Annotated in this window: 22 protein-coding genes and 2 pseudogenes; 14 read left to right on the top strand and 10 right to left on the bottom strand. The window is 66.6% G+C overall.

All coding sequences use genetic code 11. The features are described 5' to 3' along the window. Nucleotides 1-28 precede the first annotated feature (28 nt). The gene (locus tag PV766_RS10285) at nucleotides 29-967 is read right to left on the bottom strand and encodes a winged helix-turn-helix domain-containing protein (RefSeq protein ID WP_421096969.1); all 939 of its coding nucleotides are present in this window, start codon (nucleotides 965-967) and stop codon (nucleotides 29-31) included. 185 nt (nucleotides 968-1152) lie between these two features. Between PV766_RS10285 and PV766_RS10280 the strand changes: the two genes are divergently transcribed. Further along, the gene (locus PV766_RS10280) at nucleotides 1153-2544 is read left to right on the top strand and encodes a carotenoid oxygenase family protein (RefSeq protein WP_255162415.1); all 1392 of its coding nucleotides are present in this window, start codon (nucleotides 1153-1155) and stop codon (nucleotides 2542-2544) included. Between the two features lie 19 nt (nucleotides 2545-2563). After that, nucleotides 2564-3130: a G/U mismatch-specific DNA glycosylase gene (gene mug, locus PV766_RS10275; RefSeq protein ID WP_064062277.1), complete on the top strand. Its 567-nt coding sequence runs from the start codon at nucleotides 2564-2566 to the stop codon at nucleotides 3128-3130. A 20-nt stretch (nucleotides 3131-3150) separates the two neighbouring features. On the opposite strand, the gene PV766_RS10270 is transcribed toward mug, so the two are convergent. Next, on the bottom strand, nucleotides 3151-3492 hold the full coding sequence (locus PV766_RS10270) for a DUF1330 domain-containing protein (protein ID WP_421096968.1): 342 nt from the start codon (nucleotides 3490-3492) through the stop codon (nucleotides 3151-3153). Between the two features lie 87 nt (nucleotides 3493-3579). Here PV766_RS10270 and PV766_RS10265 point away from each other — a divergent pair, with 87 nt between their 5' ends. Both PV766_RS10265 and PV766_RS10260 read left to right on the top strand, forming a co-directional pair. Further along, a complete protein-coding gene (locus PV766_RS10265; RefSeq protein ID WP_064062296.1) occupies nucleotides 3580-4398 on the top strand; it encodes a helix-turn-helix domain-containing protein in 819 nt (272 codons plus the stop codon). A gap of 47 nt (nucleotides 4399-4445) precedes the next feature. Further along, nucleotides 4446-4661, top strand: coding sequence for a hypothetical protein (locus PV766_RS10260; RefSeq protein WP_016932581.1), 216 nt, complete (start codon nucleotides 4446-4448; stop codon nucleotides 4659-4661). A gap of 7 nt (nucleotides 4662-4668) precedes the next feature. Here PV766_RS10260 and PV766_RS10255 read toward each other — a convergent pair whose 3' ends face one another. After that, complete coding sequence (locus PV766_RS10255; protein WP_064062275.1) at nucleotides 4669-5193, bottom strand: 2'-5' RNA ligase family protein; 525 nt, start codon at nucleotides 5191-5193, stop codon at nucleotides 4669-4671. Continuing rightward, the gene (locus tag PV766_RS10250) at nucleotides 5193-5942 is read right to left on the bottom strand and encodes a CPBP family intramembrane glutamic endopeptidase (protein ID WP_232284686.1); all 750 of its coding nucleotides are present in this window, start codon (nucleotides 5940-5942) and stop codon (nucleotides 5193-5195) included. Before PV766_RS10250 ends, PV766_RS10255 begins: the two co-directional genes overlap by 1 nt. Before the next feature lie 279 nt (nucleotides 5943-6221). Between PV766_RS10250 and PV766_RS10245 the strand changes: the two genes are divergently transcribed. After that, nucleotides 6222-7919: a fumarate hydratase gene (locus PV766_RS10245; protein WP_421096967.1), complete on the top strand. Its 1698-nt coding sequence runs from the start codon at nucleotides 6222-6224 to the stop codon at nucleotides 7917-7919. Between the two features lie 67 nt (nucleotides 7920-7986). Here the strand turns inward: PV766_RS10245 and PV766_RS10240 are convergent, their stop codons facing one another. Further along, the gene (locus PV766_RS10240) at nucleotides 7987-8448 is read right to left on the bottom strand and encodes a carboxymuconolactone decarboxylase family protein (RefSeq protein ID WP_060651730.1); all 462 of its coding nucleotides are present in this window, start codon (nucleotides 8446-8448) and stop codon (nucleotides 7987-7989) included. A gap of 75 nt (nucleotides 8449-8523) precedes the next feature. On the opposite strand from PV766_RS10240, the gene PV766_RS10235 reads away from it, so the two are divergent. Continuing rightward, a complete protein-coding gene (locus tag PV766_RS10235; RefSeq protein ID WP_060651731.1) occupies nucleotides 8524-9414 on the top strand; it encodes a sigma-70 family RNA polymerase sigma factor in 891 nt (296 codons plus the stop codon). Between the two features lie 68 nt (nucleotides 9415-9482). Here PV766_RS10235 and PV766_RS10230 read toward each other — a convergent pair whose 3' ends face one another. Beyond that, complete coding sequence (locus PV766_RS10230) at nucleotides 9483-9875, bottom strand: hypothetical protein (RefSeq protein ID WP_060651732.1); 393 nt, start codon at nucleotides 9873-9875, stop codon at nucleotides 9483-9485. A 221-nt stretch (nucleotides 9876-10096) separates the two neighbouring features. Between PV766_RS10230 and uraD the strand changes: the two genes are divergently transcribed. From uraD to PV766_RS10215, 3 genes and pseudogenes are all read left to right on the top strand, one after another. Next, a complete protein-coding gene (gene uraD, locus PV766_RS10225; protein WP_084421303.1) occupies nucleotides 10097-10603 on the top strand; it encodes a 2-oxo-4-hydroxy-4-carboxy-5-ureidoimidazoline decarboxylase in 507 nt (168 codons plus the stop codon). A 36-nt stretch (nucleotides 10604-10639) separates the two neighbouring features. After that, nucleotides 10640-10912, top strand: coding sequence for a hydroxyisourate hydrolase (gene uraH / locus PV766_RS10220; RefSeq protein WP_421096966.1), 273 nt, complete (start codon nucleotides 10640-10642; stop codon nucleotides 10910-10912). A gap of 5 nt (nucleotides 10913-10917) precedes the next feature. After that, nucleotides 10918-12651: pseudogene (locus PV766_RS10215) on the top strand (molybdopterin cofactor-binding domain-containing protein). An 85-nt stretch (nucleotides 12652-12736) separates the two neighbouring features. Here PV766_RS10215 and PV766_RS10210 read toward each other — a convergent pair. The 4 genes and pseudogenes from PV766_RS10210 to PV766_RS10195 form a co-directional block, all read right to left on the bottom strand. After that, nucleotides 12737-13474 carry an alpha/beta fold hydrolase gene (locus PV766_RS10210; protein WP_421096965.1) on the bottom strand — a complete coding sequence of 246 codons (738 nt, stop codon included), beginning with the start codon at nucleotides 13472-13474 and terminating at the stop codon, nucleotides 12737-12739. After that, nucleotides 13471-14556: an isopenicillin N synthase family dioxygenase gene (locus PV766_RS10205; RefSeq protein ID WP_421096964.1), complete on the bottom strand. Its 1086-nt coding sequence runs from the start codon at nucleotides 14554-14556 to the stop codon at nucleotides 13471-13473. The genes PV766_RS10210 and PV766_RS10205 overlap by 4 nt, the downstream gene beginning before the upstream one ends. Beyond that, nucleotides 14537-15955: pseudogene (locus tag PV766_RS10200) on the bottom strand (uracil-xanthine permease family protein). The gene PV766_RS10205 and the pseudogene PV766_RS10200 overlap by 20 nt, the downstream one beginning before the upstream one ends. Nucleotides 15956-16276: 321 nt before the next feature. Then, a complete protein-coding gene (locus PV766_RS10195) occupies nucleotides 16277-17239 on the bottom strand; it encodes a LysR family transcriptional regulator (RefSeq protein WP_413767784.1) in 963 nt (320 codons plus the stop codon). A gap of 117 nt (nucleotides 17240-17356) precedes the next feature. Between PV766_RS10195 and PV766_RS10190 the strand changes: the two genes are divergently transcribed. The 5 genes from PV766_RS10190 (at nucleotide 17357) to PV766_RS10170 (ending at nucleotide 22372) form a co-directional block, all read left to right on the top strand. Further along, entirely contained in the window at nucleotides 17357-18169 is an 813-nt protein-coding gene (locus PV766_RS10190; protein WP_081314485.1) for a cyclase family protein, read from the top strand. A 2-nt stretch (nucleotides 18170-18171) separates the two neighbouring features. Next, complete coding sequence (locus PV766_RS10185) at nucleotides 18172-19815, top strand: thiamine pyrophosphate-binding protein (RefSeq protein WP_060651736.1); 1644 nt, start codon at nucleotides 18172-18174, stop codon at nucleotides 19813-19815. Between the two features lie 85 nt (nucleotides 19816-19900). Further along, nucleotides 19901-20746, top strand: a complete 846-nt coding sequence (locus tag PV766_RS10180; RefSeq protein WP_060651737.1) for an ABC transporter permease — start codon at nucleotides 19901-19903, stop codon at nucleotides 20744-20746. Beyond that, nucleotides 20743-21564: an ABC transporter permease gene (locus tag PV766_RS10175; RefSeq protein WP_060651738.1), complete on the top strand. Its 822-nt coding sequence runs from the start codon at nucleotides 20743-20745 to the stop codon at nucleotides 21562-21564. Before PV766_RS10180 ends, PV766_RS10175 begins: the two co-directional genes overlap by 4 nt. Before the next feature lie 13 nt (nucleotides 21565-21577). After that, the gene (locus PV766_RS10170; protein WP_115311553.1) at nucleotides 21578-22372 is read left to right on the top strand and encodes an ABC transporter ATP-binding protein; all 795 of its coding nucleotides are present in this window, start codon (nucleotides 21578-21580) and stop codon (nucleotides 22370-22372) included. Nucleotides 22373-22394 lie beyond the last annotated feature (22 nt).

Raw genomic sequence — 22394 nt, 5'->3', positions numbered from 1 at the left:
GGCGCCGGTCCCGGGGAAGCGGGCGTGCTCAGCGACCGGACAGTTCGGCGAAGAAAGCCGGCATCAGGGCGACGTCCTCCACCGTCCGCACGGTGGAACGGACACCGAGGCCGTGTTCCTCGAGCAGATCGCACAAGCCGTCGCCGTCGACGAGATCGATGGGCGGAGCACCGTGCCGGTGCGCTTCGGCGCGCGCGTCCTCGGTGAACGATCCGGTGGAGACGAGCAGGCCCTTCTCTCCGCGCCCGACCATCGCGGCACGGAACTCGCGGACCACGTCGGCACCCGCCTTCTCCGGTGCGCGCAGGAAACGGAAGAAGACGGAGAAGCTCAGCAGCGAGATGCGCAGGACACCCGTGCCCTCGACGTGGCCGGCGCTCTCCGGGGCGGGGGATCCACCCGGTGCCGGAATCGTCAGCGTCGTGAATCCCGCCGCGCGCAGAACCGCGGTGGCGAGTCGTTCGAAACCGTCCTCCGAGAGGTCGGCGACGGCAGCGAGGACCGGTTCACGCCACAGTTCGGGATCCTCGGGGGCAGCCGCGAGCGGCACGACCTGCGCGCCCTGCGAGACGTTGCGTACCAGCCGCTTGCGCCGCTTCTCGGCGGTGTACGCGACCTGCATGGGCTTGATCTCCGACTCGCGCACGGCGCGACCGCGCTCGGTCACGCTCCACACGCCGCGGCGCGTGTTCGACAGCAGGCCCATGCCCTTGAGGTAGGTCCGGGCCCAGGCCAGCCGGTATTCGATCTCGGTCCCGGGGCCGTCGCCGTGGAGCACCGCCTGCGCGGCCTCGGACAGTCCCGTCCGGGTGATCACGGCGGAATCGATCTCCTCGATGACACCGGACCCGCCGAGCTCGATCACCGCCTGCACGGTCGGCCAGAGAAGATCCGTGTACGGCGGCACCGTGGCCTCGCCACCCCCGGTGTTCCGGACGGAGTGTCCGATCGCGTTCCGGCGCTGCACACCTTCCCCTAACGTCGCGGCCGTGCGGCCGCACTATCGGTCCTGCACGTAGGCAACAACCTTATCCGATGCACGGCCCCCACCCGCGGGTGAAGGACCTGGCGAGTCGAATCACGAACCGAACCCCCACCCACGGTTCTAGGATTTCCCCACGGAACCTTTCGCCTCCACCGAAGCGAGCCGCCATGCATCGTCCGGCGCCTGTCGACCTGGCACACCATCCGCATCTCAGTGGTCTGTTCGCACCTCAACGCGAGGAAGTGGACGTCCGCGATCTGGAGGTTCGCGGGGAACTTCCCGCCGACCTGCACGGAAGCTATCTCCGCAACGGTCCCAATCCGCGCTTCGACCCGATCGGTCACTACGTCCACCCGATCGACGGCGACGGCATGGTCCACCGCGTGCAGATCTCCGACGGCACCGCCCGCTACACGAACCGGTTCGTGCGAACCCCGCAGGTCGTCGCGGAGGAGAAGGCGGGCCGTGCCCTGTGGGCCGGTATCACCGATCCCTATTTTCCTCCGGCGGAGGAAGTCGGCCCGGATCTGGCGAACACCATGCGTGAACTGCCCGACATCAACATCGTCCGGCACGGCGGACGGCTCATGGCGATGGCCGAGGCCGCGCCCCCCTACGCCCTGGGATCCGAACTCGAGACGCTCGGACGCGAGACCTTCGACGGAACCCTGCCGGTCGGGCTGACGGCGCACCCCAAGATCGATCCGCGCACCGGGGAGATGATCGCATTCTGCTACATGCTCGACCCGCCGTATCTGACCTGGTCGGCCGTCGCACCGGATGGGACGGTGACGCGGGCGGCGACCCCGGTCGACGGTGCCGACCGGCCGTTGATGATCCACGACATGGCGCTCACGCCGACCTATATCGTCCTGATCCTGGCTCCGCTCGTGTTCGATCTCTCGCAGATCTTCTCCGGCGGGTCGCCGCTCGACTGGAAGCCCGACCTGGGGGTGCGGGTCGCGCTCGTGCCCCGCGACGGCAGCACGGTGCGCTGGTTCTCGACCGACACCTTCTGGATGTGGCACACCGCCAACGCGTTCGACCTGCCCGACGGGGATGTCGCGCTCGACTACGTGGAGTGGAGTTATCCGGGCGCGCTGACCGAGAAGTCGGGCCCGAACCGCTCCGTGCTGCGTCGCGCCGTGATCGGCCGCAACGGCGTGACCCGCACGACCCTGTACGAACGCGACATCGAGTTCCCCCGCATCGACGACCGGTCGACCACCCTCGAACACTCCGTCGTCGCGACCATCGGACGCAGCGGATCACAGAAACTCCCTGCAGGAGCAGCAGATTCACTCTTCTGGTTCGACGTCGCGTCCGGCACGGAATCGGTCTGGGCGCACGAGACGCTCTCCCCCGGCGAACCCGCCTGTCTGAGCGGCGGATCGGGCGGCTACTGGGGCGCGATCGCGACCGACCGGGCGGATATGACGAGCTGGTTCCTCGTCTTCCCCGAGACCGACCCGGCGGCGGGTCCGATCGCGCGGGTGCGTCTGCCGATCCGCGTTCCGGCCGGCCTGCACGGGGCCTGGCTCCCGTCGGACGGAGTGTGACTCCGGCTAGTTTGGGAGGATGGGTTTCACACGAGCCGAACTCGAGTCCTTCCGCGACGCGGTGATCCCCGATCTCGTCGCACCCGGCTGCCGCCTGCTGTTCGTCGGGATCAATCCGGGTCTGTGGACCGCGGCGACGGGAGCCCACTTCGCGCGGCCGGGAAATCGCTTCTATCCCGCCCTGTTCCGCGCCGGCATCGTCGACCGGCTCATCGACGCGTCGTCCGGCATGAGCGACGCCGACCGCGACCACCTGCTCGAGCGGGGTGTGGGAATCACGAATCTGGCGCCGCGCGCGACGGCCCGCGCCGACGAACTCACCGACGAGGAACTCCGCGAGGGCGGACGTCATCTGGCGAAGGTGGTAGCGGAGTTCCGGCCCCGCGCCGTGGCGGTCGCGGGCATCACCGCCTACCGCGCGGCCTTCGGGCGGCGCAAGGCGAAGGCCGGGCGGCAGGACGACACGATCGGCGACGTCCCGCTGTGGGTGGTGCCCAATCCGAGTGGACTGAACGCCCACGACACCGTCGACTCGTTGGCGCGGGCCTACGCCGAACCCGCACGGGCCGCCGGCATCGTGCCCTGAACTCCCGCCGCCCGTACCGGTCACCGCTCGGCGCCGAGCACCTTGTCGAGGAAGTGTGTCGCGCGGTAGCCGGGTGGGGTGCCCTGCACCAGGATCGCCGATCCATCGGAGTTCTCGGTGCGGAGGGGAAGGATCTCCTGGTACTCCGCCGAGTGGTACCAGCCGCGCGCTCGTTCCGTATCGGGGAACTCGATCACGACGAGATTGCCGGGGAACGGCCCCTCCATCACCTCGGGATCGGTGCCGTGCACGAGGAAGCGACCGCCGTACGGAACGAGCGTATCGTCGATCCTCTCGAGGTACCGGACGATGTCGTCGCCGAAGTCGACCTTGCGGAGATGAGCCACTGCGTATGCGTTCATGGGGACCACCGTGCTCCCCCTCGGTGCACGGAGTCGATTACCCGAAAAGTAATGGTGACCGCTCCCCCTGCCGTCTACGTTCGGGGCATGACCACGGTCGACGCTCCCCATGCCGGCGCGCTGCTGCGGACGTGGCGGGAACGACGCGGGCTGAGCCAGCTCGCCCTGGCGCACACCGCCGGCATCTCGCCGCGACATCTCAGTTTCGTCGAGACCGGCAGGTCGCGTCCGTCGCGCAGGACGGTGCTCACGTTGTGCGAGCATCTGGAGGTTCCGTTGCGCGAACGCAATTCGATCCTCCTGGCGGCGGGTCTGGCACCGGCCTATCCCGAGCATCACCTCGGCGATGTACCGATGTCCGCGGTCTCCGATGCGATCACCCGGATTCTCACCCTGCACAACCCGTTTCCTGCGCTCGTCGTCGACCGGCACTGGACGATGGTCGACGCGAACGACGCGGTCGTCGCACTCGTCGAGGGGTGCGCTCCGGAACTGCTCGAGCCACCGGTGAACGTCCTGCGACTGACCCTGCATCCGCGCGGCCTCGCCCCGCGCATCGCCGATGCGGGACAGTGGCGCGCCCACCTCCTCGCCCGCCTGCAGCACCAGATCGGGGCGACCGGCGATCCGGAACTGAAGCGGCTGCACGGCGAACTCGTCGGTTATCCCTGCGACGACCCGGCCCCCGAGGACGTCCCGCACTCTCTCGTCGTGCCGTTCCGTCTGCGCACCGAGCGCGGCGAGTTGTCGTTCCTGAGTACGACGACCCTGTTCGGCACTCCCCTCGACGTGACGGTATCCGAGCTCGCGATCGAGGCGTTCTACCCGGCCGACGCCGCGACGTCGCAGGCACTCGTGCGGGGTTCGCATCTCGATCCCGCCTCGTACGTGGAGGTTCCGCGCTAACGTGGGAGGTGCGCTGCTGCCGAGCGGATCATGCGGAGGACACCGACATGAGTACTGCGAAATGGTGGGTTCTCGACGAGCGGGGTTCCGGCTTCGCCCTCGAACATCGCCCTTCCGGCGACGTCGTACTGATGAACACCGCGACCTCGGAGGAACACGTCCTGCACGGCTACGTGTGGAAGCACTGTCCGCACTTCGGCCTGCAGATCCAGAGCGAGGGACCGCCGCCGTACGGGCCGTGGGTGGAGAATCCCGAGGATTGAATTCCTGTCACGGGATCACCCGTAACGGTGTGTGCTCGCCGCTGGCGGTGTCGATCAGCACCGCGCGGTTCAGCGTCGCCTCCATCGGGAGCACGTCGTATACGACGGCACCGAGACGGTCGAGTTCCTCGCGTCTGGTTCGAGGACTCAGCGAACAGTGCGGGGTCCAACGTCCGGGTATGTAGTAGCGGTGCAGGTCCGCTCCCGTCGCCGTCACGACCTGCACGACGCGGGCCTGCCGCTGCACGAGTTCGGCCGAGGGGGCCGGCACGAGCGACGCGCGACCGCGCCGGAACAATCCGAGCGCATCGATGTAGACCCGGACCGGTCCCCCGTCGGGCACGTCCCCGAGAGCCGCGACGACGTCGAGCAGGTCGTAGCTTCGCAGCACCGCATAGGAGAGATGCGGGACGTGTCTGCGGTGTGTGTGGGTGAGCAGGGTGGGGATGCCGTCGTCCTCGAGCCGGCCCCACAATCGCCGTATCGCGCGATCGGTCTCGGTGTCGAACAGGAGGCAGACCGCCAGCGCCATCAGTTGAGGGTCGCGTGCCAGACGAGTGCGGCGGCGAGCGCGCCCGCCCCGTTGAGCGACCAGTGCAGGGCGATGGGCGCGAGGATGCTGCCGCTGCGCCGGCGCAGCCACGTGAAGACGAAGCCCGCCGCGGCAGTCGCGATCACCGCGCCGACGATGCCGGCGACCTGCGCGAGCAGGCCGGCGCCGAGGAACGCGCTGAGGCCCGCGTTGCCCGCGGTGAGCCCGAACGACGACGCGACGTGCCACAGGCCGAACAACAGGGATCCCGCGGCGAAGACCCCACGCGCGCCCCACACCCGCTCGAGGGTTCCGTGGAGCACTCCGCGGAAGGCGAGTTCCTCGGGGATGACGGTCTGGAGCGGGATGATGATCATCGAGGCGACCAGGGCGCCGGAGATCGTGGCGTAGCGCTCGGAGAGGAAGAACTGCCTGGTGAAGGGCAGAGCGATACCGATGGCGACTACCGTCAGGACGAGAACCACGGCCGCGACGGAGTACAGCGTCCCCCGCTTCCAGTGCCGGGGCGACAGGCCGAGTTCGGACCAGCGCATGCCGCGTCGACGCATCATCGCGACCAGCACGCAGGCTGCGATCGGCACGGTCGCGATCGACGCCCACGTCGTCGTGAAGTGGGCGATGAGATTGGTGGTGACGAGCACCGTGATCACCACGGCGAGATCGATCCACGCGTGGAAACGGGGCAGCCATGCCAGCGACGGCAGGCGTCCGGCCTCGGGCGAGGGCAACCGTTCGATTTCTACGGTCACGTGCAATCCCTCCGGCAATTCTCGAACATCCGGTCAAGTGTACGGTTCGGGGCCGGCCGGGCGCCGTGACGCAGACCACTCCGGCCTCGATTCCTTTCAGGATTCCCACTCTCGACGTCATGGACACACCCCCGAACACCGCGAGATCCGGGTCACATTCGGAGTGCAGGCCGAGTCCGTCACATGCCCCGTTGTCAACCCCTTGCGTCCGCGCCGCTAACGTGTATGGCGATCACCAGCCCTCTTCCAGGAGAAACAATGGCCGACTTCCTCTACGAGGACCTGCTGCCGATCGGGGAAGACCCCACCGAGTATCGGCTCCTGACCACCGAGGGGGTGTCCACCGTCGAAGGACCCGACGGCCGCACCTTCCTGAAGGTCGAGCCCGAGGCCATGCGCCTGCTCACCGAGACCGCGCTGCACGACATCTCCCACTATCTGCGCACGGATCATCTGAAGCAGCTGGCGAGCATCCTCGAGGATCCCGAGGCGTCGAACAACGACAAGTTCGTCGCACTCGATCTCCTGAAGAACGCGAACATCGCGGCCGGTGGAGTACTGCCGATGTGCCAGGACACCGGCACCGCCATCGTCATGGGCAAGCGTGGCCAGCACGTGCTCACCCCGGGCGACGACGAGGAGTCCATCGCGCGCGGCGTGTACGACGCGTACACGAAGCTGAACCTGCGGTACTCGCAGAACGCCCCGCTGACGATGTGGGACGAGAAGAACACGGGCAACAACCTGCCGGCGCAGATCGAGCTGTACGCGGACACCGCGAAGGGCCACGAGAACGCCTACAAGTTCCTGTTCATGGCCAAGGGCGGCGGATCGGCCAACAAGTCGTACCTGTACCAGGAGACGAAGGCCATCCTGAACCCGGACTCGATGATGCAGTTCCTCGAGGCCAAGATCCGGTCGCTCGGCACCGCGGCGTGCCCGCCCTACCACCTCGCGATCGTCGTCGGCGGCACCTCCGCCGAGTTCGCGCTCAAGACGGCCAAGTACGCATCGGCGCACTACCTCGACGAGCTGCCCACCGAGGGTGCGATGACCGGCCGCGGCTTCCGTGATCACGAGCTCGAGAAGAAGGTCTTCGAGCTGACCCAGAAGATCGGTATCGGCGCGCAGTTCGGCGGCAAGTACTTCTGCCACGACGTCCGCGTGATCCGGCTGCCTCGCCACGGCGCCTCGCTGCCCGTCGCGATCGCCGTCTCGTGCTCGGCCGACCGGCAGGCCAAGGCCAAGATCACCCCCGAGGGCGTCTTCCTCGAGCAGCTCGAGTTCGAGCCCGGTCGTTTCCTGCCCGAGGTCACCGACAGCCGGCTCGACGCCGAGACCGACGGCATCTCCGGCACCGGTAAGGGCGCAGCCGTCAAGATCGACCTCACCCGGCCGATGCCGGAGATCCTCGCGGAGCTGTCCAAGCATCCCGTCAAGACCCGCCTGTCGCTCACCGGCCCGCTGGTCGTCGCCCGCGACATCGCGCACGCGAAGATCAAGGAGCGCCTCGACCGTGGTGAGGAGATGCCGCAGTACCTGAAGGATCACCCCGTCTACTACGCCGGTCCGGCGAAGACCCCCGAAGGCCTCGCGTCGGGTTCGTTCGGTCCGACGACGGCCGGTCGCATGGACTCCTACGTCGACCAGTTCCAGGCCGCCGGCGGCTCGATGGTGATGCTCGCGAAGGGCAACCGCTCCAAGCAGGTCACCGACGCCTGCCACAAGTACGGCGGTTTCTACCTCGGCTCCATCGGCGGCCCGGCCGCGCGTCTGGCGCTCGACTGCATCAAGAACGTCGAGGTCGTCGAGTATGAAGAGCTCGGCATGGAAGCGGTCTGGAAGATCGAGGTCGAGGACTTCCCCGCCTTCATCGTCGTCGACGACAAGGGCAACGACTTCTTCGCGCACACCGGAGAGGTCACGCTCACGGTCGGCAAGCGCCCTGGTCTGTAGACCCGGCTCGCTGTAGACGCACCACCCCGAACGGTCCGGCAGGATTCCTGCCGGACCGTTCGTCGTCTCAGCTCCGGGGCGGGTCTCCGGCCGGTTGCCGGATCGTGGCGTTGACCCGGTTCCACATGTTGATCGTCGCGATCTGCATGACCAGCGCGGCCAGTTGCTTCTCGTCGTAGATGTCGGCTGCGGCGTCCCACACCTCGTCGGAGACGGACTCGGGTCGGTCGGCGATCCGCGTGACGGCCTCGGTGAGCGCGAGTGCGGCGCGCTCGGCCTCGGTGAATCGTCGCGATTCGCGCCAGGCCGCGACCGCCGTGAGCCGCTCGACGCTTTCCCCGTCGTCCAGTGCTTCACGCGTGTGCATCTCCACGCAGAAGCTGCAGCCGTTGATCTGGCTGGCCCGCAGGTGCACCAGGTGGACCGTGCGGGCCGGGAGTCCGGTGTTCTCGTAGGTCCGGCCCGCAGCCTGCAATGCGTCGAGGGTGCCGGGCAGCACCATCACGGGATTGTTCATTCGTGCTTCCATCGTCCGCTCCTGTCACATCGGTTCTTCGGGATCCGTCACTTCCTTGACGGATCCCGACGGAAGAATGTGACGACGATGGACGAGGAATTTCTGGCGAGGGAGTTCGACGCACACCGTGAGCGCTTGCGCGCGGTCGGCTTCAGGATGCTGGGGTCGGCGGCGGAGGCGGACGATGCGGTGCAGGAGACCTGGTTGAAGGTCGCTCGCGCCGACACCGAGTCCGTGGACAATCTCGGCGGCTGGCTCACCACCGTGATGAGCCGCGTGTGCCTCGACATGCTGCGTGCGCGTTCGGCGCGTCACGAGGTAGTCGTCGGCGAACCCGTCGAATCGCCTCGACGGAACGACAGCTCCGAGGATCCGGAAGACGAAGCAGTGCTTGCGGATTCGATCGGTATCGCGATGATGGTGGTCCTCGACGCACTCGGTCCCGCCGAACGTCTCGCCTTCGTGCTGCACGACATGTTCGGCATGCCGTTCGACGAGATCGCGCCCGTCGTCGGCCGATCCCCCGCCGCGACGCGTCAGCTCGCCAGCCGTGCCCGGCGGCGGGTGCGCGGCGCTCGCACGGCGTCACCGGGTGCCGGGGATCCGCGTCGGGTGCTCGACGCCTTCCTCGTCGCGGCCCGCGAGGGCCGTTTCGAGGACCTGCTCGCGGTGCTCGATCCCGACGTGGTGCTCCGCGCCGACACCGTGGCGGCAGCGAATGCCGAGACGGGCCGGTTGCACGGTGGCCCCGCACTCGAGCCGGAACTGCGCGGCGCCGACACGGTGGCACACGCCTTCCACGGCCGCGCACGCGGCGCGGTGCCCGCGACGATCGACGGCCTGCCCGGGGCGGCATGGGCGCCGGGCGGGATCGTGCGGTCGGTGTTCCGTTTCACCGTCGAGGACGGTCGCATCGTGGCGCTCGAGGTGATCGCGGATCCCGCGGCGATCGCCGCGCTCGACACGACCCTGCTCTGACGCCCCGCCCCGATACAGGTCGAGCCCGGCGGGAATGATCCCACCGGGCTCGAATCCTCGGTTGCCCGTCAGGCGGCGCAGGTGTGCGTCCGCGCGAGCACCGCGGGCGACTGCACGACCACCTGCTGCAGGAAGTCGAGGACGATGCCCGGTGCCGGATCGGCGCCGGGTGCGAGTACCGAGCACAGCACCCGGTACTGGTCGTCGCTCATCACCGGCGCGATACGGAAATGCGTGGTCATCGCGAGCGTGAAGTCGATCCCGAAGTCGCGGGCGCGGACCTGCAGTTGCGGACCGTGCTCCCCCGCGATCAGGCAGATCTCGAAGACGGCCCGTCCTGCGGTGTGCTCGAACGATGCGGCCGGAACGTTGTTGCGGACCATCTGCCGGTAGAGAGGCCGCAGTCCGCCGAGCACGACCGGCGGAAGCGTCACTGCTCGAGGACGGTCGGCGGTGAACATGTGATCACTCCTTCAACCCTGCGACCCATCCGGGTCGCCCACTTTTTTCTGGAATAAATCCAATAAATGGAACTATTCCAGAAAAACGTTCACGGCGCAACCACCTCGTTGGCCGATCATCCAACCGGCGCACCCGCGGCGGACCGAACTCTGTAGCGCTTGTACCTCCCCCGCCGCACGCCCACCGGACAGTATCGAATGCACCGACGGAAGGAGGGTCCGTGCAGCTCACAACGGCCCGGTTCGATGCGATGCCCGAGGACGAGGCCGTCGCTCTGTTGCTCGACTGCTGTTCGAGCCGGACATGGGCACACTCCGTCGTCGCAGCGCGCCCGTTCGGTTCGCGCACCGTGCTGCTCACCACCGCAGCTGCCGCGGCCGAGAACCTCGACGGTGACGACCTCGCCGACGCTCTCGCCGGCCACCCGCGCATCGGCGAACGCAGTGAACACGCTGCTTCCCGTCGCGAGCAGTCCGCCGTCGCCACGGCCGACGCCGACATCCTCGACCGGCTCGCCGCCGGCAACCGCGAGTACGAGGAACGGTTCGGGCACGTCTATCTCGTCCGCGCGGCAGGCCGCACGGCGCCGGAACTGCTGGAGATCCTCGAACGTCGCCTCGACAACGACCCGGAGACCGAGAAGGCCGAGATGCGAGCGGCGCTCGCCGAGATCACCCGACTTCGCCTCGAACGGATCGTCACCGAGACCGCACGGAGCCGCGCATGAACACCCTGAGTACCCACGACGGCCGGTGCACCCGCGGTGGGACTGCATGTCACCCTCACCGATACGCACGGAACCTCGTTGGGCGCCGGCGTCACCGACGACGACGGTCGCCTCACCGGTTTCACCGGCGCGCTGCCCGAAGGCACCTACCACCTGACCTTCGCCACCGGCGACTGGTTCTCGCGCCGCGAAGTCGCGTCCTTCTATCCGGAGGTGACCGTCACCTTCCGTATCCCGAAAGGCAGCAGCCACTTCCACGTGCCGCTCCTCCTGTCGCCCTATTCGTATTCCACCTACCGCGGGAGCTGACCACCATGACCGAATTGACCGGCAGGATCGTCCTCGGACCGCACCGCTACGGCAAGGCAGAGAACCGGGTGGTGCGCATCGTGCGCGACACCGACCGCCACGAGATCCGCGACCTGAACGTCTCGTCCTGCCTGCACGGCGATTTCGACGCCGCACATCTCGAGGGAGATCAGGGCACGGTGTTGCCCACCGACAGCCAGAAGCAGACCATCTACTCCTACGCCAAGGAGAAGGGCGGCGGTTTCGGCGCCAAGCAGGAGATGCTGGTCGAGGACGTCGTCGCGGCGGCGGTCCTGAGGACGGGACGCCCGGTGCAGTGGGAGTTCACCCGCTCCGATCAGCTCACCGTCGCTCCGTGCCGGCATCCCATGCGGGTCGACGTCACCCTCGCCGCCGACGCCGACGGTGTCCTCACCGCTCTCGCGATCGACGTGCTCGCCGACGCGGGCGCCTACGGCAACCACAGCCCCGGGGTGATGTTCCACGGCTGCACGGAGTCGATCGCGGTGTACTGGTGCCCGAACAAGCGGGTCGACGCCGAATCCGTGTACACGAACAACCGGCCGTCGGGCGCCTTCCGCGGTTACGGACTCGGTCAGGTGATCTTCGCCGTGGAGTCGGCCATGGACGAACTCGCCGGCAAGCTCGGCATCGATCCGTACGAGTTCCGGCGCCGCAACATCATCGTGCCGGGAGATCCGCTGGCCGCGGCGCATCCCGAGGGCGCCGACCTGACGTACGGCAGCTACGGACTCGACCAGTGTCTCGATCTTGCCGAACGGGCGATGGCGCGCACCGGCGGCCGGCCCGCGCCGACCGGTGATCACTGGCGGATCGGCGAGGGTATGGCGCTGGCCATGATCGCGACCAACCCGCCCAACGGGCACATCTCCGAAGCCTCGATCGAACTTCTGCCCGACGGCAGGTATCTCGCCCGGGTGGGCACGGCGGAGTTCGGCAACGGCACCACCACCGTCCACACCCAGATCGCGGCCACCGCGCTCGGCACCACCCCCGACCGGATCGTCGTCCACCAGTCCGACACCGACGTCACCACCCACGATACCGGTGCGTTCGGATCGTCGGGCACGGTCGTCGCGTCGAAGGCCCTGCTGGCAGCCTCCCACGAACTGCGACGCCGGATGGCCAAGGCCGCCGCGGAGCTGACCGTCACCGACCCGGAGCAGGCCGAACTGCAGGCCGACGGCGTGCGGTGCGGCGATCGTCTCGTCACACCGGGAGGGTTACTGGAGGTCGCGGGTGGCCGGTTGCGCGCCGAGGGCAGGCACGGCGGTCTGCCGCGGTCGCTCTCGTTCAACGTGCAGGCTTTCCGCGTCGCCGTCGACATCCGCACCGGTGAGGTGCGGATCCTCCGCTCGGTCCAGGCCGCCGATGCCGGCACCGTCCTCAACCCCGAGCAGTGCCGTGGGCAGATCGAAGGTGGCGCGGCGCAGGCACTCGGTGCGTCGATGTACGAGGAGATCATCACCGACGACGCGGGTCGCGTGACGACGGATGTGTTGCGCAACTACCACATTCCGTAATTCGCGGACGTCCCGCGTACCGAGGTCTACTTCGCTGACACCTACGAACTCGGGCCGATGGGCGCCAAGTCGATGACCGAGGCCCCGTTCAACCCGATCGCCCCGGCATTGGCGAACGCCGTGCGCAACGCCATCGGAGTACGACCGCACGAGCTGCCGCTCTCCCGCGACCGCATCTGGCGCCTCATGCAGTGACCCCTACCCGTCGAGACCGGTGTTGTGTGCGATTTCCGGCGGCCGGATTTCGCACACAACATCGGTCTCGTTGCGTAGATCCGGACTATGTTCGGACGCGCTCGGTGCACCAATCCACCAGCGCCACCGCGAGGTCGTCGCGGGCGGACAGCGGTGGTGCATGGTCGGACTCGAGCGACACGACCTGCGCACCCGGCGTGAGGTGTTGCATCTCCCGTTGGGTGACGACGGGGACCGAATGATCTAGTGTCGCTTCGATGTACAGGCGCGGCAGACGCCCGAACCGTTCCGGTGTCCAGGTGGGCGCCATGAGCCGGGCGGTTTCGAGTTGCGGCACGAGTCGGCGTGCGGCACCGATCGCGTCGGCCGCATGCGCCTCGTGGAAGAACACCGCCGCGCCGGCCTCCGGGGGCACGATCGTGCCGCGGCCGTCGCCGGTGGGTTCGAGCCAGCGTGAGATACCCACCGGCGGTTCGAGACCGATTCCGTCGCAGAGCATCCCGAAATCGACCCCGGACGGGAGCATCATCCCCGCCACGTAGGCGACCCCGGCGATACGCTCGGGCAGCATCTCCGCGACCTGCGTGACGACGATGCCGCCACCGGAATGGCCGACGAGGATCACCGGGCCGTCGAGTCCGGCAACGCGGTCGGCCACGACCGTGGCGACGTCGTCGAGCGTCACGTCGTCGGCGCCCCACGATCCGACACCGGGAAGCGCGAGCGGGTGCGGGACGTACCCGGCCCGACGGAGCGGTTCGAGCAGCGTGTCCCACACCCAGCTTCCGGCCCACGCGCCGTGCACGAGCACGACATGACTCACGCGCGGTTCTCCCCCGTCGCCGCCAGCACACGGGCGGCTTCGCGCACTGCAGCGGTGTTGGCCTTGCCGTGCCGCGACCCGGCGAGCTTCGCCTTGACGTGATCGCGGATCAGGATGGGTTCGTAGGGCTCCGGGCCCGCATACTCGGGCAGGGTGGAGACCACCGCGTCGACGTTGCCGTCGTGGAAGAACGCCGCCGAACGACGGCGCCGGATCCTGCCGTCGACGATCGGCGGCTTGACGCGGTGCAGCGTCGACATCCACCGGTCGTCGGTGATGCGGGCAGTGAGATCGCCGAGGTTGACCAGCAGGGCACCGGGCAGCGGTTCGACGTCGTGCCAGATGCCGTCGGAGCCGAGCACCTGCAGGCCCGCGACCCGGTCGGCCCACAACACGGTGACGATCCCGAAGTCGGTGTGCTCACCCATGCCGGTGAGATCGCCGTCGAGGTCGACGGTGCCCTCGGGCAGCGCGTAGTTGTTCATGCGCAGCACGTCGATCGAGTGGTCGGTGAGCCGCTCGAAGTAGTCGGGGGCCTGCCCGAGCGCGTCGACGAAGATCCGGGTGAGGGTCCGCGCGACCCGCGAGGCCTCGGTGAAATAGGTCTGCACGCGGTCCTCGAAGCCGGGGACCTCGGGCCAGACATTGAGTCCGTAGTCGTCCTCCGACAGATCCAGGTGGGGGAACGACCGGGCCTCCACACCGACGTTGTACGCCTCGAAGAAGTCGTTCATGCGGCTGGCGGATTCGACGCCGAGGCTCAGGCTCAGCGACTCGCTCTTCGGCGGGCTGTATCCGCGGTTCGCGCCGACCACCCGGTACTGCTGCTTGTCGTCCATCGGCAGGCCGAAGAAGTCGTCGAGGGCGTCGGCGAGGCCGTCGACCACCGGATCGGGTATGCCGTGTCCGAGGATCTGGACGAATCCCACGCGGCTGCAGGCTTCGTCGATCTCACGGGCGACACGAGCGCGTTCGGCGTCCTCGCCGGCCCGGACGTCCGGGCCGATGTCGCCGCCGGCCCGCAGGTACGGGCCGATGTCGACGGCGGAAACGACGAAGGCGTCAGACGGCGACTGGTTCATGGGCAACTCCGTGGGGAGAAGGGGTGCCGGCCGAGGTGACGGGGGCCGGTGTGCCGGACCGGGACGCGCGAGCCAGTGTCCCGAGACGAGTGTGGTTGAACAGCAGATTCAACGAGAACGCCGCGATCGCGGCGAGCGTGATGCTGCTGCCGAGCAGGATCTGCGCGGCGGACGGGAAGCGCTCGAACATGCCCTCGGCGAGTTCGGGCAGCAGACCCACACCCACCGCGACGGCGGCGATCGTGGAGTTAATGCGGTCGGAGAGGTCCACCGAGCGCAGCGTGTTGATGCCCACCAGGGCGACGGTGGCGAACAGGATCAGGCCGACACCGCCGACCACCGGCTTCGGCAACGCCGCGACCACCGAGCTCACCTTCGGCAGCGCGCCGAGGACCACAAGGATCGCACCCGACGTGGCGGTGACGTAGCGGCTGTAGACGCGGGTGGTGATCACCGCACCGACGTTCTGGGTGAAGACGGTGTCGACGAAGGCGTTGAAGACACCGGCGAGCACAGCGGACGCCCCGTCACCGGCGAGTCCGCGGGCGATGTCGCCTTTGCTGACGCGCTTGCCGGTGATCTCGGCGACGGCGAGCATGCTCGCGGTGGATTCGGCGAAGACTACGGCCATGACGATGCTCATGTCGACGACCGCGGTGATCGGGAATTCCGGTGCGCCGAAGTGGAAGGGCGCGGGCAGGCCCCACCCACGAGGAGCCGGTCACGCCGCCGAGATCGATCAAGCCGAGCGGGACCGCGACGACCGTGCCGACGGCAAGGGCGATCAACACCCCGAGCTGCGCCCAGATGCCACGCCCGAGGCACAGGAAGGCGACGGCGACGACGATCACCAGCACGGCCAGGGCGATGTTGGTGGGCGAGGCGAAGGTGGGCGACGACGGGTCGGTGCCGACGATCAGTCCTCCTGCCACGCCGATGAGCGAGATACCGACGACGGTGAGAACGGCACCGGTGACGAGCGGCGGGAAGAACCGGATGATCCTGGCCAACGGCCAGGCCAGGGCGAGACCGACGATGCCGCCGATCAGCATGGAACCGTAGACGGCCTGCAGACCGTATTCCTTCGCGATGAGGATCATCGGCGTCAGGCCGGCGAAGGTCGCACCGCAGACGATGGGCAGGCGGACGCCGACGAGTTTGCCGACGCCAAGGCTCTGGACGATGGTGATCAGACGGCGATCAGCAGGTCGGTGCTGATGAGCATCGCGATGGTGTCGCGGTCGAGTCCGACGGCTGCGCCGAAGACCAACGGGACGGTGATGCATCCGGTGTACATGATCAGGACATGCTGGAGGCCGAACCCGAACTGCCGGAGGAACGGCAGTCGCGCGTCGACGGGTGCGGTGAGGTCATGTGATCGCTCCCATTTCGGATGCAGTGCTGTATACGGTGCCGGATACAGCTTGGGGGCCGAAGTTTTCGGGCTCGAGTCATCGTGTTTCGTGCGGGTAAGGAACCGCTCATCACACCGGCATGCCGTCGCTACGAACGCCTGAAGCCGACGTCATCCTTGCGGTCACGTCCCTCTACCGTGCGGGTGATGGTTCCGACCTCGTCATGAATCGGATCACCGTGTTCGGTGAGCGCCACGCACCAGCACCTCACCGATCCGGTATCGCGGGCATCCAGAGGCCTCCGCGAGTTGCACCACCGGAAGTCACGACAGGGTCGGTACAAGCAGAGACCCTCGATCATGCCCTCAGGCCGAGAGCACTCGGTTGACATCGAGAACGTTGTCCCGGGCGATAGTCCTTGCTGTGCTGATCAATACATCGATCAAGCTCCGCGCGCTGGCACTCAATGAGCGATCCGAAGGCATCGTGATACCGATCGAGCGCGGAACAGTCGCGAGAGAGGTCGGCAGTAGCGTGAGGTGCTCGTCGCGCGCCCCGATCAACATCGGTAGCGGTGCGATCGCATCGGTGCTGATCAGAATCGGCCGGAGGGTGAGAATCGTCGAGCACTCGATGATGTTCTGAGGCAAGCCCAGCCCTTCGCGTGCGAACAGTTCGTCCAGTTCATGCCGTAGTTGGGTCGGCCGAGCCGGCAGGATCCACGGATAATCCAGCAAGTCGCGAATATCGGGGTTCTCGAGATCGGCGGCGGGGTGCCCTCGCCTCACCACTGCGCGAACGGGTTCGTCGTACAGGCGAATGCTGTGGGTGGCAGTGCTGTACCCCTGCGGGTCGAGCCGACCCACGACCAGGTCGATCTCGTCCCGCGCGAGACAGGTAGCCAGATCTTCCGGCAATTCTTCGATGACCGAAACCGACAACTTGGGGTGATCACGTTTGAGTGCCACAAGGGCCTGCGGCAACAACGAGTACGCACCGGCCAGATTGGTGCCCACCCGTACCGGGCGCACACCGACCCGTTGCATCTCGTCGATGCTCTCGGCGGCGGCGCGCAGCGAGTTCAAAGCCGTCCGCGCGCTCTCGAGGAATATCTCGCCGAGTTCTGTCGGCGCCACCCCTCGCGGCTTTCGTTCGAAGAGCGTCGCCGACAGTACATCTTCGGCCTCACGTACGGCACGGGTGATGGCGGGTTGAGTGACGCGGAGGACCTCCGCCGCACGAACCATACTGCCCTCGTCGGCCAGCGTCGTCAGGAGAATCAAGTGCCGAATCTTGAGGCGCCCGTCGAACATGCGTTGTGGATTCATCCCTTGTCATTCCTCTGAAACATTGACGAAACATTATGTGATCGGTATTACACCCTGGATATACCGGAACGCACTTTAGCATTGGTTTTGCTCTGGCTCCTCTCGCATGATCAGTCCATGAGCTTCTCGTCCACTTCCCCGAGCGCACTGGCCGCTGTAGCGCTTTCGTTGGCTCGCTCCGACATTCGGGTACTCGACTTGACCGCACCGTTGTCGTCGTCGACGCCGGTTCTCCCACTGCCCGAGGGCATGGCTCCGATCCCCCGTTTCGAACTGGAGGAGTTGGCCAGATACGACGACAGGGGTCCGACTTCCTATCAGAACGGTATTCACACCGGTGAGCACGTAGGGACCCATTTCGACGCGCCCTGCCACTGGATCACGGGTGTGGCCCACGGTGACGTCGCCTCCGTACCGGTCGACAGGCTTGTTGCGCCGGCGGTGGTGATAGACAAGACTGCCGAAGTTGCCGAGAATCCGGACTTCCTTCTCGATATCGATGATGTGATGCAGTGGCAGGAAGAGTTCGGCCCCCTGCCCGCAGGCTGGCTACTTTTCCGAACCGGCTGGTCTGCTCGATCCCAACACCAGGAACGCTTCATCAATGCCGATGACAACGGCCCCCACACACCGGGCGTGACGCCCGCTTGCGCGGAATGGCTTGCCAACGAAGCCCCGATCATCGGACTGGGGGTCGAGACGGTCGGCACCGATGCGGGTCAGGCCTTCCGGTTCGAGCCGGAGTTCCCCGTGCATTCGTTCCTGTTGGGAGCCGGTAAGTACGGAATCACCCAGTTGCAGAACCTCGACCGACTGCCACCGGTCGGCACCCTCCTCGTTGTCGCCCCGCTGCGCATCGTCGGAGGCTCTGGGAGCCCAGCGCGCATCCTCGCACTGATCGAAGGCGAAACATCGAAGGAGACCGAATAACAATGCTGGTAAGAGACGCAATCGGGTACGCCCTCGCAGACATGGGCGTGTCCACGGTCTTCGGAGTCGTGGGTAGCGGAAACTTCCACTTCACCAATGCCATGATCGAACGGGGCGCCCGCTTCGTCGCAGCCCGCCACGAAGGCGGTGCCGCCACGATGGCCGATGCGTACGCGCGCATGTCGGGTGAGGTCGGAGTGCTGTCCCTGCACCAGGGCTGCGGTTACACCAACGCGATCACCGGGATCGCAGAGGCGGCGAAGAGCAACACTCCCCTGCTGGTCCTGACGGCCGAGGCCACCGAACCGACCTCGAACTTCTTCATCGATCAGGAAGGAATCGGCAACGGTGTCGGCGCAGTGTCGATGCGTGTCCGGTCCCCGTTGACCGCATTGGACGACGTCACACGCGCTTTCAATCTGTGCCGGGACGGTCAGCGCACCGTCGTGCTCAACGTTCCGCTGGACGTGCAGGACATGCTCTTTCAGGGCAACACCGCAAAGCGCACCTACGTTCGTGCCGCCGCGCCCCAGCCCGCATCGGACGAGGTTGCACGGTTCGCTGAGCTCATCCTCTCTGCCGAAAGGCCGGTCTTCGTGGCCGGTCGCGGCAGCCGATCTCGCGGGTCCAAGGAAGCCGTCCAGGTGCTGGCCGAGCAGGCCGGCGCCCTGGTAGCCACTTCAGCAGTCGCCCGAGGGATGTTCAATGACGACCCGTGGAGCATCGACGTCTCGGGTGGCTTCAGCTCCCCCCTCACCGCCGAGCTGATCGCAGGTGCCGACCTCATTGTCGGGTTCGGTTGCGCCCTCAACATGTGGACGATGCGACACGGCAAGCTGATCGCAGAAGACGCTTCCGTCGTACAGGTCGACACGAACCCCACCGCGATCGGCCGGCACCGCGACGTCACGCTCGGATTGTTCGGCGGGGTTGCCGAAACCGCCGAGGCCACGTCGGCATGGCTCGAGGCGAAGGGTATGACTCATCGTGAGGGCTACCGCACCGCCGAGGTCAAGAGCCGCATCGAAACAGGGCTGCGGTGGAACCAGGTTGCGTTCGACGACGAATCCGGTGATGGACTCATCGATCCTCGAACCCTGTCGGCCACGTTGAACACCATGCTCCCGACCGAGCGGATCGTGTCCGTGGACTCCGGGAACTTCCTCGGCTACCCGAGCATGTACCTCGATGTGCCCGACGAGTACGGATTCTGCTTCACCCAGGCATTCCAGTCGGTCGGACTCGGCCTTGCAACCGGGTTGGGTGCGGCACTGGCACAACCTCATCGTCTGCCCGTCGTGGCGTGCGGAGACGGCGGATTCCTCATGGGCATCTCCGAGTTGGAAACTGCAGTTCGACTGAAGCTTCCGCTGCTCGTCGTCGTATACAACGACTCCATGTACGGCGCTGAGGTTCACCACTTCGGAACGGACGGACCGCCTCTCGACTCGGTGACATTCCCCGACACCGACATCGCTGCGATCGCACGCGGCTACGGCTGCGAGGCGGCCACCGTCCGGAATGTGACCGACCTGCACCCCGTCGAATCCTGGCTTGCAGCAGATCCCGACCGCCCGCTCGTAATCGACGCCAAGATCGTCTCTCGGGAGGGCTCATGGTGGCTCCAAGAAGCATTCGGTCACTGAGCGGAACCGATGCGATGAGACGCGTCATCGAGGAGGGACAGCACGCCCTCCCACCCATTTCACCACGATATTCAGGGGGCACCCAGTGACCAGCACGACGGAGATCACCCCTACTCTGCCGGTGACACTCAGTACGTCCTCGCAGGACCGCTTCCTCCGCAGGACGAACCTCACCCATCTGTTCTGGGGCACGATCGGAGTGCTCGGTTTCCTCACACTCTGGGAACTCGTCGCCCGCCTGCACCTGCTCCCCCGTGACGCACTCCCCCCCGCATCGACGACCTTGGCGCGGGCCGCCGAACTGCTCACCGACCCCGCCTTTCTGACGCAGATCGGTTACACCCTCTGGGCGGCGCTCGTCGGATACGCCATCGCACTGTTCATCGCGGTGCCTCTCGGACTGCTCCTCGGCCTTTCAAATCGCGTCTACGCTGCTACCTCGACCATCGTCGAGCTGGTACGACCTTTGCCCCCTATCGGTCTGGTACCTCTCCTCGTCCTGGTGGCGGGACAAGGCTTGGAGATGAAGTCCGCAGTCGTGGCTCTCGGCTGCGTATTTCCGTTGCTAGTGAATACCATCCACGGTGTTCACTCGACCAATGGTGTCGCACGAGCCACCGCCCGATCCTTCGGGTGGTCCCCCGCGCTCGTGGCATATCGAGTGGTATGGCCATCGGCCGTCCCGTCCGTACTCACGGGTGTGCGCGTAACAGTATCCATCGCCCTGATCCTCTGCATCGGCGCCGAGTTCATCGGCGGAAGCACCACCGGTCTGGGCTCGTGGCTCCTACTACAGAGCATGCTGCCTCAGGGCATCGACTCCGTCTGCGCCGGTGTCATCATCGCCGGCCTCTTGGGCCTGGTCATCAATGCAATCGTGAGCGTCCTCGAAACGAAGTACGCGTCCTGGGCACGAAGGGATGAAGGATGACGACCACACTGAGTTCGACCACTGTCTCCCGATGGTCGAATGCGGCACTCGGATGGACTGCGGCCGCCGTACTTCTTCTCGTCTGGCAACTGGGGGCTGCCAGTGCCCGATCCCCGTACTTCCCCACGCCGATCGACATCTTCGGCAACGTCTACGACCGTTGGTTCTCCGCGGGATTGTCACACGGCATCCTCACCGACTCGTTCTACTCCGACATCCTTCCCAGCATCGGACGGCTCCTGGTCGGATTGGCGATCGCATGGGTAGTGGGCATCACCTTGGGAGTACTTCTCGGCCGGATTCCCGTGCTGGCGATGACCATCGAACCCCTTCTACATTTCATGCGCGGCCTGCCCGGCCCGGTTCTCCTACCCCTGGCCCTGGTGCTGATAGGAACCGGTTCCGCGATGAGGATCGGCCTGATCACCTTCGGCGCGATCTGGCCCGTCCTGTTCAACACGTACAGCGCCGTACGCCAGGTACCCGAAGGATTCGAGGACGCCGCACGATCGACCCGCATCAGCCGGACAGGAATGCTGTTCCGGGTGATCCTGCCCTCGGCGAGCACGGGCATCTTCGCCGGCATCAAAGTGTCGACATCACTCGGTATCATCCTGCTGATCGCATCGGAACTCTACGCTGCGTCGGACGGCATCGGTTTCGGTCTGTCCCAAGCACAGCGCTCGTTCGAGTTCTTGACGATGTGGTCCTACATCGTCGCCCTCTCGCTCCTCGGCTATCTGTCCAACCTCCTGCTCGTACGTATCGAGCATTCCCTCCTGGACTGGCACCGCCTTCGCATGGCCATCGACAACTGATCGGAACACAAACATGGCTAACGCATTGCTCGAGGTCGATAACCTCAGCCACACCTACCACACCGACCGCGGTGAACAGCGTGTCCTGAACGGGCTGTCGTTCTCGGTCGACGACGGCGAGTTCGTCTCGATCGTCGGACCGTCGGGCTGCGGCAAGACCACTCTCCTGCGCACCCTCTCCGGCCTCCTCAAACCGACAGGCGGCACCATCTCACTCGGAGGACGGGTGATCGACGGCGTTCCCGAAGGACTCGCGATGGTCTTCCAGGACTACCGCGCTTCACTGTTTCCCTGGCGAAGAGTTGGAGCCAACGTCGAATTCCCCCTGCTCGGAATCGTCGGAAAATCCGAACGACGCGCCCGCACAGCCGAATCCCTCGCCGCCGTCGGACTCGAGGGAATGGAGGAACGCTACCCGTGGCAACTGTCCGGCGGTATGCAGCAACGTGTCGCAATCGCCCGGGCTCTTGCGATGCAGCCGAAACTGCTACTGATGGACGAACCGTTCGCATCCGTCGACGCCCAGACACGATCGGACCTCGAAGACCTTCTCCTACGGGTACGCGATCGATACGACATGACGATCCTGTTCGTCACGCATGACGTCGACGAGAGCGTCTACCTGAGCACTCGGGTCGTCTCGCTGAGCAAAGCACCGACAGTCAAGACCGCGGACCTGCGTATCCCGCTCGATTTCCCCCGCGACCAGATCCGCACTCGCGAAGAGGAACTGTTCGTCACCACCCGCGGCGAAGTCGCCCGCCTCATCCGGCAAGCGTGTCCCGGCGGCCTGCACGTCGAAGTCTGAGCCCGTCACACCACCCCCCCGA

This window comes from Rhodococcus sp. As11 (assembly GCF_048957735.1).
In the GTDB taxonomy this organism is placed as follows: Bacteria; Actinomycetota; Actinomycetes; order Mycobacteriales; family Mycobacteriaceae; genus Rhodococcus; species Rhodococcus gordoniae.
The sequence above is the reverse complement of the archived record's forward strand: the minus strand, read 5'-3'. Positions and strand labels throughout refer to the sequence as shown.